The following is a 16,565-nucleotide window of genomic DNA, read 5'->3' on the forward strand; positions in this document are numbered from 1 at the left end:
CCTGACTGCGGCACCGGGAGCCGGTGCCGGCCAGCCCAGACCGGAAAGGCTTCCTTGTGGCAAAGCGGCCGAATCCTCGGGCCAGCCCAGACCGCTCGTCGCGCTGGCAATCGCACCTGTACGGTCGTTCACTGGCCTCGTACTCGCTTTGCTCGGTTTATCTACTGGCCTCGCGTTACCTGCCTCGCGAGGCGCGATCCTTCCGGCGAGCGGCCTTCCGCGCTCCTTCGGGAGCTCGACCGGCGACCACCCGGATGAGAGTTGCGGGCGGCTCGACCTTACCGTGCCCAACCGATGTGAGCTCAGCGGTTTGAACCCCACTCGACCGCAATTGCCGCTCGGCGTCCGCCAATTCCTCCGCGGCACGCTCGCCCTTCATGGCCAGCAGCTCGCCACCCTCGCGCAAGAGGGGGAGCGCCCACTTCAGCAGGCGGTCGAGCGGCGCCACCGCACGGGCGGAGGCGACGTCGAACTCCCGCCTGCCCGCGAACTCCTCCGCACGGCCGCGCAGCACCTCGACGTTGCCGAGCTTCAGCGACTCCACACACTCCTCCAGAAAGACCGTCCTGCGAAGAAGCGGCTCCAGGAGGGTGACGGTGATGTCGGGCCGTACGATCGCCAGGACCAGTCCCGGCAGTCCGGCGCCGGAGCCGATGTCGACCAGGCGCGCGTCGGCGGGCACGGCCTCGGCGATCACCGCGCAATTGAGCAGGTGGCGGTCCCAGATGCGCGGCACCTCCCGCGGGCCGAGCAGCCCGCGCACCACCCCGGGGCCGGCCAGCAGTTCCGCGAACGCCTCCGCCCTGGCCCAGGCGTCACCGGCGAACACCTCGCGCGCGACCTCGGGCGGCTCAGGGATCTGGTCACTCACTCGACGCTCACTCTTCCCTCGGAAATGTCGGGGTCAGGCCGGTCTTAAGGCTAACGGCCCGCCTCGACGGCACCGTACGGCGCGGGCCCCGAACTCGTACGCCGCCGCCGACATCGTATGGAACAGGCCACGAAAAAGGCCGCCGCCCCTGGAGAACCAGGAGCGGCGGCCTCTGCTTGTCCGCGCCGTCGTCAGACGGGGAGGACCACCACGAAACGGCGGGGCTCCTCGCCCTCGGACTCGCTCCGCAGGCCCGCCGCCGCGACGGCGTCATGCACGATCTTCCGCTCGAACGGGGTCATCGGCTGCAGCGACTTGGGCGCGCCGATCCGCTTGACGTCCGCCGCGACCTTGGTGCCAAGCTCGCGCAGCTCGCTCCGGCGGCGGTCACGGTAGCCGCCGATGTCGAGCATCAGGCGCGACCGCTCACCTGTCTGGCGGTGGACCGCGAGGCGGGTCAGCTCCTGGATGGCCTCCAGCACCTCACCGTTGGGGCCGACCAGATCGCCGCCCTTGATATCGACCACCGACACCACCGCGCGATCACCTTCGACATCCATGTCGATGTCACCGTCGATGTCGGCGATGTCGAGCAGACCCTCGACGTAGTCCGCCGCGATCTCGCCTTCCTGCTCCAGGGCGGCGAGATCGGGAGCCGCCTTCACGGGCTCCCTCTCGGCCTCGGCCTCGGTCACGTCCGGCCACTCCTTCGTGCTGTCGGGATGAGACGTCAGGACTTCTTGCTACCGGCCCGCTTGCTGCGGGGCTGGCGGGTGGGCTGCTGGCGGACCACCTTGGGCTCCGGCACAGACGGCACCTCAGGCTCGGGCGCGGTCTTCTTGACCTTGCTCAGCAGGCTCGGCTTGGGCTCGGGGGTCGTGACGTTGCCCTTCGCGTCGACCACCGGAGAGGGGTTTCGGCTGTAGAACCAGTGCTGCTGGCCGAGGGTCCAGAGGTTCGTGGTGACCCAGTAGAGGATCAGGCCGAGGGGGAAGTTCAGCGAGAAGATGGCGAACAGCGGCGAGACGTACATCAGGATCTTCTGCTGCTGTGCCATCGGGTTGTCCGGCATCTGGGCCATCGAGCGGGTCACGCTCTGCCGGACGGTGAGGAAGGTGGTCAGCGAGCTGATCGCCACGAAGATGGCGAGCACGACCTTGGTTATGATCGGGTCGGCGCCCAGCTTGATGATGTCGCTCGAACTGGTGAAGAAGGTCGCCGGGACCGGCGCGCCGAAGATGTGGGCCGCCCTGGCGCTGTCCATCATCTGCTGGGTCATGCCGAACTTGGGCACCGGGCTGTTGGCCATGGCCTGGAGCACGGTGAACATCGAGATGAAGATCGGGAACTGTGCCACGATCGGCAGGCAACCACCCAGCGGGTTGGCCCCCTGCCCCTGGTACAGCGCCATGACCTCCTGGTTCATCCGCTGCTTGTCGTTCTTGTAGCGCTTGCGGATCTCCTGGACCTTGGGCGCCAGTTCCTGCATCTTCTTCGACGAGCGCATCTGCTTGAGGAAGAGCGGGAAGATCAACAGCCGCATCAGCACGGTGAGCGTGATGATGGTCAGCGCCCAGTTGAGCCCGCTGTTCCTCGGAATGAAGGTGCTGTAGCCCTCGTGGATCCAGGTGATCACTTGGGCCACGGCCGTGTAAAGCCAGTTCAGCCAGGACAGCTCCACCGAGCTAGCTCCCTTGCGTTTCGTCGGACCGGCCCGGGCGCGGGGGCACCGGGTCAAAGCCTCCGGGATGGAATGGGTGGCAACGCCCGATTCTCCGGATCGTCAACCATGTACCGCGCAGCGCGCCGTGAACGGCCACGGCTTCGAGACCGTAGGCACTGCACGAGGGGTGGAAACGGCAACGGGGACCCAGCAGAGGGCTCACGAAGGCCCGGTAGAACCGGATCGGAGCCATCAGGATCCTGGCAGCCGGAGAAATCCCGGCGGTCTGCTGCGCCGTCATCATCGCCCATCCATGCGAGCCCCGGGGGGCTCCAGCCGCCTGAGTAAACGATTCAGCGCGACGTCGAGTTCGGCGGCAATGCGCTCGCTTCGCGCGGACGCGGCCGGTGGATTGGCGCGTACAACAAGCAGGCTACCTCGTGGAAGCCGGTCGAGACGGTCTCGCATGAGGTGTCTCAGCTGACGTTTGACCCGGTTTCTGATCACCGCGCCTCCCACGGCGCGGCTCACCACGAATCCGACCAGGGGAGGGTCGTCGCTGTCGACGCGCATGCCGAAATGCGCGACCAGGGTGGGGCGGCCTGCTCGGCTTCCCCTTTTGATCGCGTCGGCGAAATCGTCGCCCCGGCGCATGCGGGACCCGGACGGCAACACAAGAGACCTTGGTGACCCTGGGCAGGTACGCCCGTCGCCCGTCGGCATCGCTGCCGACGGGCGACGGGCTCTGCTGCCTTGGCCCGGCGAACCGGGCTCAACGGATGCGTCAGGCGGAGAGCTCGGCGCGGCCCTTACGACGACGAGCGGCGAGAATGGCGCGGCCGGCGCGGGTGCGCATGCGGAGCCGGAAGCCGTGGGTCTTCGCACGACGGCGGTTGTTCGGCTGGAAAGTACGCTTGCTCACGAGTGGGCTCCAGGCTCAAGACGCATCCCCAGCACATGGGGACGCTCGACAGTGGCTGGCCTGCCAGATGCGGGGCATGCGAAATAGCCGCCGCGTGGCAAGCCGACCGTCGTACGTTACGGGGCAGGCGCGCCCCAGGTCAAACCGGAGAACGTCCCAGAGCGCGCGAGTACAGGTTATCCACCTTTCCACAGGCACGTTTTCCACCGGCGCCCCGCCGTCCACAGGATGTGCACTCTGTCCCCCCCGTACTGCCACTAGGCTGTGGACAACGTCTTGTGCACAGCTGTGGACAGGACTACCGTCGGCTCCTCCGAACCCTCTCTCCACTGCGAGGACGCGTCGGACCGCGGGTAACAGACTGTGCACAGCCTGTGGATTCGGTGTGGATATCGAACGGTGCCCACGAAGGTGCCACCGGACGCCCGGCCTGTGGACAACGGCGAGATCCGGTGCTTCCGGCGGCCATCGATGTGGATAAACAGATCGCGGTAGGCCAGCGGGGGCCGCGTCGGGAGGAGCGGAGCCGACCCATGGACGGAACGGACCTCAGCGCGGTCTGGGCGAGGGCGCTGGAGAACTCCCTGAACGAGAACGTCCCGTCTCAGCAGCGGGTCTGGCTCAGCATGACCCGGCCCTTCGGCCTCATGAACGACACGGTGGTGCTCGCCGCACCCACGGATTTCGCCAGAGACGTCCTGGAGAACAAGCTTCGTCCGCTTATCAGTCACGCGCTCTCCCAGGAATTCGGCCGCCCGATGCGGGTGGCGGTCATGGTCGATCCCAGCGCGGCGGGTCCCGAGCCCGGACTCGCCTCTCGCCAGGACCCTTATCCCCAGGCACAGCCGCAGGGTTATACACAGGCCGGCGGGGCCCAGCAGGGTTATACGCAACCGGCAAACCCCCAGCACCACGGGGGTTCCGGGCCTCATCCTCCCTACCAGGGAGGTAACCCGGCCGCCCAGCCGTCCACCGAATATCCACAGGCTCAGCCGTTCTCCTACCCGTACCAGCAGGCCGAGGAATCCCCCCAGCCGTACCGCCTCACAGAGCCGTCCCAGGCTCCCTCATCGGGGGACCAGAGCCCCGGATACACCCGCGGCGGCTACACCGCGCCCTCGCCGCGTCCCGAGCCCGACTCCTTCGACCGCGGCGCGCCCGCGGTGCCCGGCGCGGGCGGTGTGCAGAACAGGTGGGACAGCCGCGGGAGCCGGACACAGGGCGAGCCGGCCCGGCTGAACCCGAAGTACACCTTCGAGACCTTCGTCATCGGCTCCAGCAACCGTTTCGCCCACGCGGCCGCGGTCGCGGTGGCCGAGGCGCCTGCCAAGGCGTACAACCCGCTGTTCATCTACGGCGACTCGGGTCTGGGCAAGACCCACCTGCTGCACGCGATCGGCCACTACGCCCAGAGCCTGTACGACGGCGCGCGGGTGCGGTACGTGAGCTCCGAGGAGTTCACCAACGACTTCATCAACTCCATCCGCGACCACAAGGCCGACAACTTCCGGGGTCGCTATCGGGCCGTGGACATCCTGCTGGTGGACGACATCCAGTTCCTGGAGGGCAAGGAGCAGACGCAGGAGGAGTTCTTCCACACCTTCAACACCCTGCACAACTCCAACAAGCAGATCGTCATCTCCAGCGACCGGGCGCCGAAACAGCTGGTCACGCTGGAGGACCGGCTGCGCAACCGGTTCGAGTGGGGCCTGATCACCGACGTCCAGCCGCCCGAGCTGGAGACCCGGATCGCGATCCTGCGCAAGAAGGCGATCCAGGAGGGCCTGGCCGCGCCGCCCGAGGTGCTGGAGTACATCGCCAGCCGCATCTCCACCAACATTCGCGAGCTGGAGGGCGCCCTGATAAGGGTGACCGCGTTCGCCAGCCTCAACCGGCAGTCGGTCGATCTGCAGCTCACCGAGGTCGTGCTCAAGGACCTGATCACCGAGGACGCCGGGTCGGAGATAACGGTCGCCACGATCATGGCCTCCACCGCCGCCTACTTCGGCCTGTCGATCGACGACCTGTGCGGCGGGTCGCGCTCGCGGGTCCTGGTCACCGCCCGCCAAATCGCCATGTACCTGTGCCGGGAGCTGACCGACATGTCGCTGCCGAAGATCGGCCAGCAGTTCGGCGGCCGCGACCACACCACGGTCATGCACGCCGACCGGAAGATCCGCTCCCTGATGGCCGAGCGCCGCTCGATCTACAACCAGGTCAACGAACTCACCACCAGGATCAAGCAGCAGTCGCGCAATGGGTGAGGTTTTTCACCCCATGATGCACAGGCTGTGGAAAACCTTGTGGATCAACGACTCGCGGGGACGAGGAAGGCTCCGAGGCGTCCACCCATGATCATCTGCAAACAAGCCGGTCCGAACGCTGTTCGGAGACTGTGGACAACTCTGGGGAGAAGTTGTGGACAACCTGGGGACAACCTGTGGACAACCTGGGGACGCCCTGTGTAGAGAGTTTTCCACAAGGACAAAACGACCTCATACCCGGTGGATAACCTGGGGAAACCTCGTGGATAACCGGTGGACAGAGGGCACCGAATCTGGGGACGGCCTGTGGGTACTCTGCGGTTCTCCCCAGCCTCAAGAGTTGTCCACAGTGGTCGCCCACAGCCCCAGTGGATGAAAAAACCGCACTTGACCTGCGGAAACAATGGCTTTCCACAGTATCCACACCCCCTAATACGATGGCCACTTGTATCTCTACTAGAAACCCCAAGAGCCATAAGAGGGGTTCCGGGGGAGCGCAGGTGCAAGACAGTGAACACTTGAACCCCAAGCACCGAGCGGACGGCGCTCGATACACAGGAGGCAGATCCACGTGATGTTCCGGGTCGACCGAGACGTGCTCGCTGAGGCGGTCGCATGGACGGCGCGCAGCCTGCCGGCGCGTCCCTCCGTGCCGGTGCTGGCCGGCATGCGTCTTGAGGTCACTGAGAACGGGCAGCTCAAACTCTCGGCCTTCGACTACGAGGTCTCCGCCGAGGTGACCCTCGAACTGCAGACGGGTGAGGCGGGCGTGGTGCTCGTCTCAGGCAGGCTCCTCGCCGAGATCACCAGGGCGCTCCCCGCGCAGCCCGTGGATTTCGTCGTGGAGGGAGCCAAGGCGGTCGTCACCTGTGGCAGCGCCCGGTTCACACTCCTGACCATGCCTGTGGAGGACTATCCCTCCCTGCCGACCATGCCACCGGCCGCGGGGAGGGTGGGCAGCGACGTGTTCGCCTCCGCAGTCGGCCAGGTCGCCGTGGCCGCGGGCAAGGACGACACCCTGCCGATGCTCACCGGCGTGCGCGTGGAGATCGAGGGCGCCACGGTCACCCTCGCGGCGACCGACCGCTACCGCCTCGCCGTAAGGGAGCTGAACTGGCAGCCGGACCAGCCCGACTTCTCGGCGATCGCGATGATCCCCGGCCGGACCCTCGCGGACACCGCCAAGGCCCTGGGGGGCACCGGTGCCGAGGTCGAGATCGCGATGAGCTCCGCGGGGGGCACCGGTGAAGGCATGATCGGCTTCTCCAGCGCGGGACGCCGCACCACCACCCGGCTGCTCGACCCCGAGTTCCCCAAGTACCGCTCGCTGCTGCCCACCGAGTTCTCCGCCTGCGCGCAGCTGCCGACGGCCGCCTTCGTCGAGGCCGTCAAGCGGGTGGCCCTGGTCGCCGAGCGCAACACGCCGGTACGGCTCGCCTTCCGCGGCGACGAGGTCGTCCTGGAGGCGGGCAGCGGCGACGAGGCGCAGGCCGTCGAGGTGCTTCCCGTCGAGTTCGAGGGCGAGGACATCAACATCGCCTTCAACCACCAGTTCCTGCTGGAGGGCCTCGGCGCGATCGACTCCGACGTGGCCCGACTGCAGATGACCACGTCCACCAAGCCCGCCATCCTCACCGGCGGCAAGCCTGTGGACGACGGAGGAGTTCCCGACTACCGCTACCTGATCATGCCCATCCGGCTCTCCAGCTGATGGTGGGGGTGCCACGGTCGGACGCACCGCGGCCCGAGGCAGGTGAAGAGGGGCCGTGGCTCAAGGCGTGCCTGAACGGCGCCAGGAGGCCAGGAGACCAGCCGGCCCTCCCCGTGACCCCTCCACAGCTCGCTGAGGCGGCCCGTGAGGCCCGTGAGGCGGGTGCGGGCGCTGTTCACATGCATCCGCGCGACGAGGCGGGCAGCGAGTCGCTCAGCGCCGTCCACATCGGGGCGGCGGTGCGCGCGGTGCGCGCGGCGTGCCCCGGGCTCCCCGTGGAGGTGAGCACGGGGCTGTGGATAACCGGCGGGGATGTGGACGCGCGGCGCGCGGCCGTCCGCGGCCGGGCCGGGGGGAGGAGGAGCCGACCTGGATTCTGCTGGTCGAGACGGGGCGGCCGGGGCCGGTCACGCGCATCGGCCTGGAGGACGTCCTCCACGGCCCCACGGGTGATCCGGTAGGCGGGAACCCCGTGCTGGTAGGGCTTGCGCGGGCACGGCTGACGTAGGTGGATGATTGAAACCCTGAAGGGGGTTCTCGTATGCAGATCGGCATGGTCGGGCTGGGCAAGATGGGCGGCAGGATGGCCGAGCGCCTGCGCCGCGGCGGCCACGAGGTCGTCGGCTACGACCGCGATCCCGCGGTCAGCGACGTCTCCAGCCTGGAGGAGCTCGCGGAGCGGCTCCGGCCGTCGCGCGCGGTGTGGGTCATGGTGCCCTCCGGCGACCCGACCCGGGCGACGATCGAGGCGCTCGGTGACGTGCTGTCCCCCGGCGACCTTCTCGTCGACGGAGGCAACTCGCACTACGTCGACGACCAGAAGCACGGCGCCGCTCTGGCCACCAAGGGCATCGGGTTCGTCGACTGCGGCGTGAGCGGCGGCGTCTGGGGGCTGGAGAACGGTTACGCGCTCATGGTCGGCGGCGACGGCGCCGACGTCGAGCGGATGATGCCGATCTTCGAGACCCTCAAGCCCGAGGGCGAGGACGGCTTCGTCCACGCCGGCAGGATCGGTGCCGGTCACTTCGCCAAGATGGTCCACAACGGCATCGAGTACGGCATGATGCAGGCCTTCGCCGAGGGCTGGGAGTTGCTGGAGGCCTCCGACATCGTGACCAACGTGCCCGGCGCCTTCAAGAGCTGGCGGCAGGGCACGGTCATCCGCTCCTGGCTGCTCGACCTGATGGTCCGCGCACTTGAGGAGGACCCCGCCCTGGAGCAGCTCGAGGGCTACGCGCAGGACTCGGGCGAGGGCCGCTGGACGGTCCAGGCGGCCGTCGACCTCGCGGTCCCGCTGCCTGTCATCACCGCCGCCCTGTACGCCAGGTTCGCCTCCCGCCAGGACGACTCGCCGGCCATGAAGGTCGTCGCGGCCCTGCGCAACCAGTTCGGCGGCCACGCGGTCACCTCCAGGGCGGGTTCGGCGACCAAGGGCGCCGACTCCCCGGGCGCCGCCGTCACCCCCCCGGTCGAGGCGGCCGGCTAGTACGGCGTTCCTCATCGGAAGCGCGGATCCACCCGGGCTCCGGGCATCGTGAAGGCCGCCCCGGCAGCCTCGGCCGCACGTTCGCGACCTCCGTTGCGGAACGAAGTGCCGGTTCCCGCGGCGCACGGCTCGCGTCATACCTTTTCCACAGGGCGCGAGCCGTGCGGGCGCCGGAGGCCACGGTGACGGACGGGGCCGACTAATCTTCCTGGGGTGCATGTCGCCCATCTCTCCCTGACCGACTTCCGGTCCTACGAAACCGTCGATCTCGGCATGGAGCCGGGGGTCACGGCCTTCGTCGGGCACAACGGCACGGGAAAGACCAACCTGGTCGAGGCGCTGGGTTACGTGGCGACGCAGGCCAGCCACCGGGTCGCCAACGACGGGCCGCTGGTCCGGCAGGGCGCGGCGCGGGCGATCGTACGCTCGGTGGTGGTGCGCGACGACCGGCGGGCGCTGATCGAGCTGGAGATCAACCCGGGCAGGGCCAACAGGGCCAGGCTGAACCGCTCGCCCGTCTCCCGCACGCGTGACGTCGTCGGCCTGCTGCGCACCGTTCTGTTCGCTCCGGAAGACCTCTCCATGGTCAAGGGCGATCCCTCCGAGCGGCGCCGGTTCCTCGACGATCTCCTGGTGGCCAGGACGCCCAGGTTCGCGGGGGTGCGCGCAGACTACGACCGGGTGCTCAAACAGCGTGGCGCGCTGCTGCGCACGGCCGCGCAGGCCCGGCGGGGGCGCGGCCGGAGCGCCCGGCGGGCCGAGAGCGACACGGCGTTCGCCGAGGCCGGGGCGGGAGACCCGCTGAGCACCCTTGATGTCTGGGACGCCCACCTGGCCACACACGGTGCCGAGCTGCTCGCGGCCAGGCTGGAGCTGGTCGAGACACTGCGCCCCCTGGTCGCCGCCTCGTACGCCGCTCTCGCGCCCGACTCCGCCCCCGCGAGGCTGGAATACCGCGGCACCCTGTCCGCGGACGCCGGCACCGGCCACGTCGATCGCGTCGATCGCGTCGATCGCGTCGATCGCGTCGATCGCGTCGAGCTCGCGGAGCGGCTGCGGGCCGGTCTGCTGGAGGTTCGCGCCGCCGAGCTCGAACGCGGCGTCACCCTCGTCGGCCCGCACCGCGACGACCTGTTCCTCGGTCTGGGAGAGCTGCCTGCGCGCGGCTACGCCAGCCACGGTGAGTCGTGGTCGTACGCGCTGGCGCTCAGGCTGGCCGCCTACGACCTGCTCAGGGCCGACGGCGGCGACCCGGTCCTGATCCTGGACGACGTCTTCGCCGAGCTGGACAGCAGGCGCCGACGCCGCCTGGCCGAGATGGTCGCCCCCGCCGAGCAGGTGCTGATCACCGCCGCGGTCCCCGACGACGTGCCGAAGGAGTTGGCCGGAGGCCGTTTCGACGTGACGGAGGGAGGTGTGGCCCGTGCCCGATGACGCAGAGCCGGGATCCGGTGGTGCCGGGGCGGACGCCGCGGCCCCCAGAGCGGCGAGGAGTGCGGCCGCCAAGGGGGCGGCGATGGCCAGGGAGAAGCTGGCCCAGGCCAAGTCGGACGCCGCCAGGCGAGGGCAGCTTCCCCGCAGGGAGCCGCGCCGCAGGGCGTCCGGGCCGCGCAGGGACGCGGGTGATCCCCAGCTCTTCGGCAGGGCCATCGCCGACCTGCTCGCCGACCGGGGCTGGGAGCAGCCCGCCGCGATCGGCGGGGTCTTCGGCCGCTGGCACGAGATCGTCGGCCCGGACATGGCGGCCCACACCAGGCCGGAGACCTTCGCGGAGGGCGAGGTCGTGGTCATCGCGGACTCCACCGCCTGGGCCACCCAGGTGCGTCTGCTGGCAAGGACCCTCGTAAGAAGGTTGAATGAGGAGCTCGGGGACGGAACGGTGCAACGGGTCAAGGTTCGCGGACCGCAGAACGGCCCTCGATCCAGCGGCGGCCTACGAGTCACCGGAAGCCGCGGTCCGGGCGACACATACGGCTGATCCGACGATCAAAAACGGATCAGCAGCCTTTCTGGCGCGATGAACCCCGCCCCCGTAGGGGGATGTTCAAGACGATGATCGTCACGCGACAGGCCATTTCAGGGGCCGTCAATGCCACACGATGTGCTCTGAGCCGCTAGAATGAAATCGAATTCCGGACACGTCCGTTTGCGTGTCACCCCCGGCGTGTGTGCCGGCTCCCCTGGGTGGACGCATCGGGGCATTCACGACGGTGACGGGCACGGCGGGGCTACACGTTTGTCTCCCTGCCGCGTGTCCGCGGCAGGAGGATTTCGCACTTGTCCTACGACGCTAGCTCAATCACCGTTCTCGAAGGACTTGAGGCGGTCCGTAAGCGCCCCGGTATGTACATCGGCTCCACCGGCGAGCGCGGTCTCCATCACCTCGTCTACGAGGTCGTCGACAACTCCGTCGACGAGGCCTTGGCCGGGCACGCCGACCGGATCGAGGTCACCCTGCTCGCCGACAACGGCGTGCGGGTCGTCGACAACGGCCGTGGCATCCCGGTCGGCAACGTTCCCGGCGAGAACCGTCCCGCGGTCGAGGTCGTGCTGACCGTGCTGCATGCGGGCGGCAAGTTCGACGACAAGTCGTACGCGGTCTCCGGAGGACTGCACGGGGTGGGCGTCTCCGTCGTCAACGCGCTGTCCAGCAGGCTCGAGGTGGAGATCCGCCGCGACGGTCACCACTGGCGGCAGACCTACGTCGGCACCCGGCCCACCGCTCCTCTGGTCAAGGGCGAGGAGACCGACGAGACCGGCACCTCGATCACCTTCTGGGCCGACGAGACCATCTTCGAGACCACGACCTGGCACTTCGAGACTCTCGCGCGCCGCTTCCAGGAGATGGCCTTCCTCAACAAGGGCCTGACGATCTCCATCAGGGACGAGCGCCCCGAGTTCATCGACGACGACCCCAAAGAGGTCACCTACCACTACGAGGGCGGTCTGTCCGACTTCGTCAAGCACCTCAACTCCAAGAAGGAACCCGCCCACATCTCGGTGATCGACTTCGAGGAGCACGGAGAGGGCATCGCGGTCGAGATCGCGATGCAGTGGAACAACTCGTACAGCGAGTCGGTCTACACCTTCGCCAACACGATCAACACCGCGGAGGGCGGCACCCACGAGGAGGGCTTCCGCGCGGCGCTGACGTCCATCGTCAACCGCTACGCGCGCGAGCAGAAGTTCCTCAAGGAGGGCAAGGACGACAACCTCGCCGGTGAGGACATCCGCGAGGGTCTCACCGCGATCATCTCGGTGAAGCTGGCCGACCCGCAGTTCGAGGGTCAGACCAAGACCAAGCTGGGCAACACCGAGGCCAAGTCGTTCGTCCAGAAGGCCTGCAACGACCACCTGCGCGACTGGTTCGAGCGCAACCCCGGTGAGGCCAAGGACATCATCACGAAGTCCCTGCAGGCCTCACGCGCCCGCCTCGCGGCCCGCCAGGCCCGTGACCTGACCCGGCGCAAGTCGCTGCTGGAGTCGGGCTCCGGACTGCCGGGCAAGCTGGCCGACTGCCAGTGGAGCGATCCGGAGAAGTGCGAGTTGTACATCGTCGAGGGTGACTCGGCGGGCGGCTCGGCCAAGGGCGGCCGCGACTCCAAGTTCCAGGCGATCCTCCCGCTCCGCGGCAAGATCCTCAACGTGGAGAAGGCCCGGATCGACAAGGTCCTGCAGAACGCCGAGGTCCAGGCGCTGATCACCGCCATGGGCACGGGCGTGCACGACGAGTTCGACATCACCAAGCTCCGCTACCACAAGCTCATCCTGATGGCGGACGCCGACGTGGACGGCCAGCACATCACGACCCTGCTGCTGACCCTGCTGTTCCGCTTCATGCGGCCGCTGATCGAAGCGGGGCACGTCTACCTCTCCCAGCCACCGCTCTACAAGATCAAATGGGACAGGAGGGGCGACGACGCCTCCTACGCCTACTCCGACCGCGAGCGCGACGAGGTCATCAAGGCCGGTATCGCCGCGGGCAAGCCGGACCCCCGGCCCCGTGACAACGTGCAGCGATTCAAGGGGCTGGGCGAGATGAACGCCGCCCAGCTCTGGGATACGACCATGAACCCCGACACCCGCCTGCTCCTGCAGGTCACCCTCGACGACGCGGCCCAGGCCGACGAGCTGTTCAGCGTGCTCATGGGTGAGGACGTCGAGGCGCGCCGCTCCTTCATCATCAGGAACGCCCGGGACGTCCGTTTCCTCGACGTGTAGCGGTAGCCGTACCAGAAAAGGATCTTGACCTGTGACGGAAGTCAACACTCCGCCCGGCCCTCCGGTAGACCGCGTCGAACCGGTCGACATCCAGTCCGAGATGCAGCGCAGCTACATGGACTACGCGATGTCGGTCATCGTCTCGCGCGCGCTGCCGGACGTCCGCGACGGCATGAAGCCGGTGCATCGCCGGGTGCTTTACGCCATGTACGACGGCGGCTACCGCCCCGACCGCGGCTACTTCAAGTGCTCCCGCGTCGTCGGCGACGTCATGGGCTCCTACCACCCGCACGGCGACTCGTCGATCTATGCCACCGTCGTGCGGATGGCCCAGCACTGGGCGCTGCGCTACACGCTGGTCGACGGGCAGGGCAACTTCGGCTCGCCGGGCAACGACCCGCCCGCGGCGATGCGCTACACCGAGTGCAAGCTCGCGCCCATCGCGATGGAGATGCTGCGCGACATCGACAAGGACACCGTCGATCTCATCCCCAACTACGACGGGCGCTCCCAGGAGCCGACGGTCCTGCCCTCGCGCTTCCCCAACCTGCTGGTCAACGGGGCGGCGGGCATCGCGGTCGGCATGGCCACCAACATCCCGCCGCACAACCTGCGGGAGGTGGCCTCGGGCATCGTCTGGTCCCTGCAGAACCCCGAGGCGACGGACGAGGAACTCCTCGAAGCGCTGATCGCCCGGGTCAAGGGGCCCGACTTCCCCACCGGCGCGCTGATCGTCGGCCGTCGCGGCATCGACGACGCGTACCGGACCGGCCGCGGTTCGATCACCATGCGGGCGATCGTCGAGGTCGAGGAGGACGCCAAGGGGCGCCAGTGCCTGGTCGTCACCGAGCTGCCCTACCAGGTCAACCCGGACAACCTCGCGCTGACCATCGCCGAGTCGGTGAAGGACGGCCGGATCACCGGCATCGCCGACGTCCGAGACGAGAGTTCCTCGCGCGTCGGCCAGCGCCTGGTGATCGTGCTCAAGCGCGACGCGGTCGCCAAGGTCGTGCTGAACAACCTCTACAAGCACACCCAGCTGCAGACCACCTTCGGCGCCAACATGCTGGCCCTGGTCGACGGCGTGCCGCGCACGCTCAGGCTCGACCAGTTCGTCCGCCACTACGTGGCCCACCAGATCGAGGTCGTGGTCCGCCGGACCCGTTACCTGCTGCGCAAGGCCGAGGAGCGGGCGCACATCCTGCGCGCGCTGCTCAAGGCACTCGACCGGATGGACGAGGTCATCGCCCTGATCCGGCGGTCGCCCTCGGCGTCCGCGGCCCAGGGCGGTCTGATGGCGCTCCTGGAGATCGACGAGATCCAGGCGCAGGCCATCCTCGACATGCAGCTGCGCAAGCTGGCCGCTCTGGAGCGCCAGCAGATCACCGACGAGCACGACGCGCTGATGGTGCAGATCACCGAGTACCAGGCGATCCTCGCCTCGCCCGAGCGGCAGCGCACGATCGTCCAGGACGAGCTCTCCGAGCTCACGGCGCGGTACGGCGACGAGCGCAGGACCGAGATCATCGCCTACGAGGGCGACATGTCCATCGAGGACCTCCTCGCCGAGGAGGACATGGTCGTCACGATCACCCGCGGCGGCTACGCCAAGCGAACCAACACAGATCTTTACCGGGCGCAGAAGCGCGGTGGCAAGGGTGTGCGGGGTGCGCAGCTGCGCCAGGACGACATCGTCGATCACTTCTTTGTCACCACGACGCACCACTGGCTGCTGTTCTTCACGAACAAGGGCCGCGTCTACCGGGTCAAGGCGTACGAGCTCCCCGACTCCGGCCGCGACGCTCGCGGGCAGCACCTGGCGAACCTGCTGGCCATGCAGCCTGACGAGGTCGTCATGGAGGTGCTGGACCTGCGTGACTACGAGGTCGCCCCGTACCTCGTGCTGGCCACCCGCAGCGGCCTGGTGAAGAAGACGCGCCTGTCCGAGTACGACTCGCCGCGCACGGGTGGCCTCATTGCCATCAACCTGCGCGAAGATGACGAGGTGATCGCTGCCAGGCTCGTGTCGGAGGAGGACGACCTCCTTCTCGTCTCACGCGGCGCCCAGTCCATCCGCTTCACGGCCTCCGACGAGGCCATGCGCCCGATGGGCAGGGCGACCAGCGGTGTGATCGGCATGCGCTTCCTGGAGGGCGACGAGCTCCTGGCGATGAACCGGATCGCCGACGGCGACAACGTGCTCATCGCGACCGAGGGCGGATACGCCAAGCGCACCCCCGTGGATCAGTACCCGATCCAGGGAAGGGGCGGCAAGGGCGTCCTGACCGCCAAGATCGTCAGCGCCCGTGGCAAGCTGGTTGGCGCGGTCATGGTCAGGCCCGAGGACGAGGTTTTCGCGATCACGTCCGCCGGAGGGGTTATCCGGACGAGCGCCGGGGAGATCAAGCAGTCCGGCCGCCAGACGATGGGGGTTCGACTGATGAATCTCGCAGAGGGGGACAGCGTCGTGGCTCTGGCCCGCAACGCGGAGGCGTTGGAGACCGAGGAAAACACCGAGGTGCCGGTGGAGACCGAGGGGAACGGGGAAGGGAATAACCCGTGAGTTCTCAGGGCGAGCCAGGCTCGCGCCCCGCCTCCTCGTCGATGCGTGACCAGGTGACGGAGAAAATAGACAAGACCGCTGAAACGAAAGACGTCGAGGCGGCCTCGTCACCGGTTAACGGTAGCGCGCCCGCGCCGGAAACCGATGAATCGGTAGCCGACGACCCCAAGGGCAGGAAAAAAGTGACGACCACAGAGGATGGCAAGCAGGCCGAGACCACGGTGCGGATCCGTCCGGGATCCCCACCTCCGTCCACGCCACCGTTACAGTCATCCCCACCGCCTCCGCCGGCGGGACAGCAGAACCGTCCACCGGCGGGACAGCAGCCGTGGTCGCCCGGCAGCCTGTCGTCGCCCCAGACACCGCTGGACACGTCTGGCAGGAAGCCCTCGGACATCCCCGCTCCCAGGTCGCCCCGCAAGGCACACCTGGTGTTGCGCAGGGTCGAGCCGTGGTCGGCCATGAAGTTCAGCTTCGTGGTGTCACTGGTCTGCTTCGTGGTGCTGTTCATCGCGGTCGCGGTGCTCTACATGGTGCTGTCAGGGCTGGGAGTGTTCGACAACATCATCCAGACGGTCAACCAGCTGACGACCGCCGACGGCAAGGCCACCAGCGGCGTCGACGTCGCCTCCTGGTTCGAGCCGGTCCGCATCCTGGGCTACACCGCCCTGATCGGCGCGGTGAACGTCGTGCTGATCACCGCACTCTCCACCCTTGGCGCGGTGATCTACAACGTCGCCTCCGACCTGGTCGGCGGTGTGGAGGTCACTTTCAGTGAGGCCGAATAGCCGATCTTGAGCCATGTCCTCGCTCTTCCACGGTCGGGGACATGGCGCAAGTAGGTGCCGAAGCAGGGTAAGCTTT

15 protein-coding genes are annotated in these 16,565 nt (G+C 68.1%); 9 read left to right on the forward strand and 6 right to left on the reverse strand.

What is annotated here, in order from left to right:
- Window positions 1-175: 175 nt before the first annotated feature.
- From rsmG to rpmH, 6 genes are all read right to left on the reverse strand, one after another.
- Entirely contained in the window at window positions 176-871 is a 696-nt protein-coding gene (rsmG, locus tag OG884_RS16420; RefSeq protein ID WP_326646222.1) for a 16S rRNA (guanine(527)-N(7))-methyltransferase RsmG, read from the reverse strand.
- Between the two features lie 191 nt (window positions 872-1,062).
- Window positions 1,063-1,566 (reverse strand): Jag family protein, encoded by a 504-nt coding sequence (locus tag OG884_RS16425; RefSeq protein WP_326646223.1) that lies wholly within the window; start codon window positions 1,564-1,566, stop codon window positions 1,063-1,065.
- 35 nt (window positions 1,567-1,601) lie between these two features.
- Window positions 1,602-2,552, reverse strand: a complete 951-nt coding sequence (gene yidC / locus OG884_RS16430; protein WP_326646224.1) for a membrane protein insertase YidC — start codon at window positions 2,550-2,552, stop codon at window positions 1,602-1,604.
- A 4-nt stretch (window positions 2,553-2,556) separates the two neighbouring features.
- The gene (gene yidD / locus OG884_RS16435) at window positions 2,557-2,838 is read right to left on the reverse strand and encodes a membrane protein insertion efficiency factor YidD (protein ID WP_425583256.1); all 282 of its coding nucleotides are present in this window, start codon (window positions 2,836-2,838) and stop codon (window positions 2,557-2,559) included.
- Window positions 2,835-3,257 carry a ribonuclease P protein component gene (rnpA, locus tag OG884_RS16440; protein WP_326646225.1) on the reverse strand — a complete coding sequence of 141 codons (423 nt, stop codon included), beginning with the start codon at window positions 3,255-3,257 and terminating at the stop codon, window positions 2,835-2,837. The genes yidD and rnpA overlap by 4 nt, the downstream gene beginning before the upstream one ends.
- 61 nt (window positions 3,258-3,318) lie before the next feature.
- Window positions 3,319-3,456, reverse strand: coding sequence for a 50S ribosomal protein L34 (rpmH, locus tag OG884_RS16445; RefSeq protein WP_010849920.1), 138 nt, complete (start codon window positions 3,454-3,456; stop codon window positions 3,319-3,321).
- A 533-nt stretch (window positions 3,457-3,989) separates the two neighbouring features.
- Between rpmH and dnaA the strand changes: the two genes are divergently transcribed.
- From dnaA to OG884_RS16485, 9 genes are all read left to right on the forward strand, one after another.
- Entirely contained in the window at window positions 3,990-5,720 is a 1,731-nt protein-coding gene (dnaA, locus tag OG884_RS16450; RefSeq protein ID WP_326646226.1) for a chromosomal replication initiator protein DnaA, read from the forward strand.
- A gap of 571 nt (window positions 5,721-6,291) precedes the next feature.
- The gene (gene dnaN / locus OG884_RS16455) at window positions 6,292-7,431 is read left to right on the forward strand and encodes a DNA polymerase III subunit beta (protein ID WP_326646227.1); all 1,140 of its coding nucleotides are present in this window, start codon (window positions 6,292-6,294) and stop codon (window positions 7,429-7,431) included.
- Window positions 7,431-7,892 carry a 3-keto-5-aminohexanoate cleavage protein gene (locus OG884_RS37515; protein ID WP_442811691.1) on the forward strand — a complete coding sequence of 154 codons (462 nt, stop codon included), beginning with the start codon at window positions 7,431-7,433 and terminating at the stop codon, window positions 7,890-7,892. The genes dnaN and OG884_RS37515 overlap by 1 nt, the downstream gene beginning before the upstream one ends.
- An 80-nt stretch (window positions 7,893-7,972) precedes the next feature.
- On the forward strand, window positions 7,973-8,917 hold the full coding sequence (gnd, locus tag OG884_RS16460; RefSeq protein WP_326646228.1) for a phosphogluconate dehydrogenase (NAD(+)-dependent, decarboxylating): 945 nt from the start codon (window positions 7,973-7,975) through the stop codon (window positions 8,915-8,917).
- 213 nt (window positions 8,918-9,130) lie between these two features.
- The gene (gene recF, locus OG884_RS16465; protein WP_326646229.1) at window positions 9,131-10,351 is read left to right on the forward strand and encodes a DNA replication/repair protein RecF; all 1,221 of its coding nucleotides are present in this window, start codon (window positions 9,131-9,133) and stop codon (window positions 10,349-10,351) included.
- Window positions 10,341-10,895 carry a DUF721 domain-containing protein gene (locus OG884_RS16470; protein WP_326646230.1) on the forward strand — a complete coding sequence of 185 codons (555 nt, stop codon included), beginning with the start codon at window positions 10,341-10,343 and terminating at the stop codon, window positions 10,893-10,895. The genes recF and OG884_RS16470 overlap by 11 nt, the downstream gene beginning before the upstream one ends.
- A 320-nt stretch (window positions 10,896-11,215) precedes the next feature.
- Complete coding sequence (gene gyrB, locus OG884_RS16475) at window positions 11,216-13,138, forward strand: DNA topoisomerase (ATP-hydrolyzing) subunit B (RefSeq protein ID WP_442811728.1); 1,923 nt, start codon at window positions 11,216-11,218, stop codon at window positions 13,136-13,138.
- A 31-nt stretch (window positions 13,139-13,169) separates the two neighbouring features.
- Window positions 13,170-15,701 carry a DNA gyrase subunit A gene (gene gyrA, locus OG884_RS16480; protein WP_326646232.1) on the forward strand — a complete coding sequence of 844 codons (2,532 nt, stop codon included), beginning with the start codon at window positions 13,170-13,172 and terminating at the stop codon, window positions 15,699-15,701.
- A gap of 182 nt (window positions 15,702-15,883) precedes the next feature.
- The gene (locus tag OG884_RS16485; protein ID WP_326646233.1) at window positions 15,884-16,489 is read left to right on the forward strand and encodes a DUF3566 domain-containing protein; all 606 of its coding nucleotides are present in this window, start codon (window positions 15,884-15,886) and stop codon (window positions 16,487-16,489) included.
- The last annotated feature ends 76 nt before the right edge of the window (window positions 16,490-16,565 follow it).

The organism is Streptosporangium sp. NBC_01755 (assembly GCF_035917995.1).
In the GTDB taxonomy this organism is placed as follows: domain Bacteria; phylum Actinomycetota; class Actinomycetes; order Streptosporangiales; family Streptosporangiaceae; genus Streptosporangium.

Coding starts and splice junctions, on each gene's coding strand:
- yidD (WP_425583256.1), bottom strand. CDS start 2,838: ATGATGACGGCGCAGCAGACCGCCGGGATTTCTCCGGCTGCCAGGATC.
- rnpA (WP_326646225.1), bottom strand. CDS start 3,257: ATGCCGACGGGCGACGGGCGTACCTGCCCAGGGTCACCAAGGTCTCTT.
- dnaA (WP_326646226.1), top strand. CDS start 3,990: ATGGACGGAACGGACCTCAGCGCGGTCTGGGCGAGGGCGCTGGAGAAC.
- OG884_RS37515 (WP_442811691.1), top strand. CDS start 7,431: ATGGTGGGGGTGCCACGGTCGGACGCACCGCGGCCCGAGGCAGGTGAA.
- gnd (WP_326646228.1), top strand. CDS start 7,973: ATGCAGATCGGCATGGTCGGGCTGGGCAAGATGGGCGGCAGGATGGCC.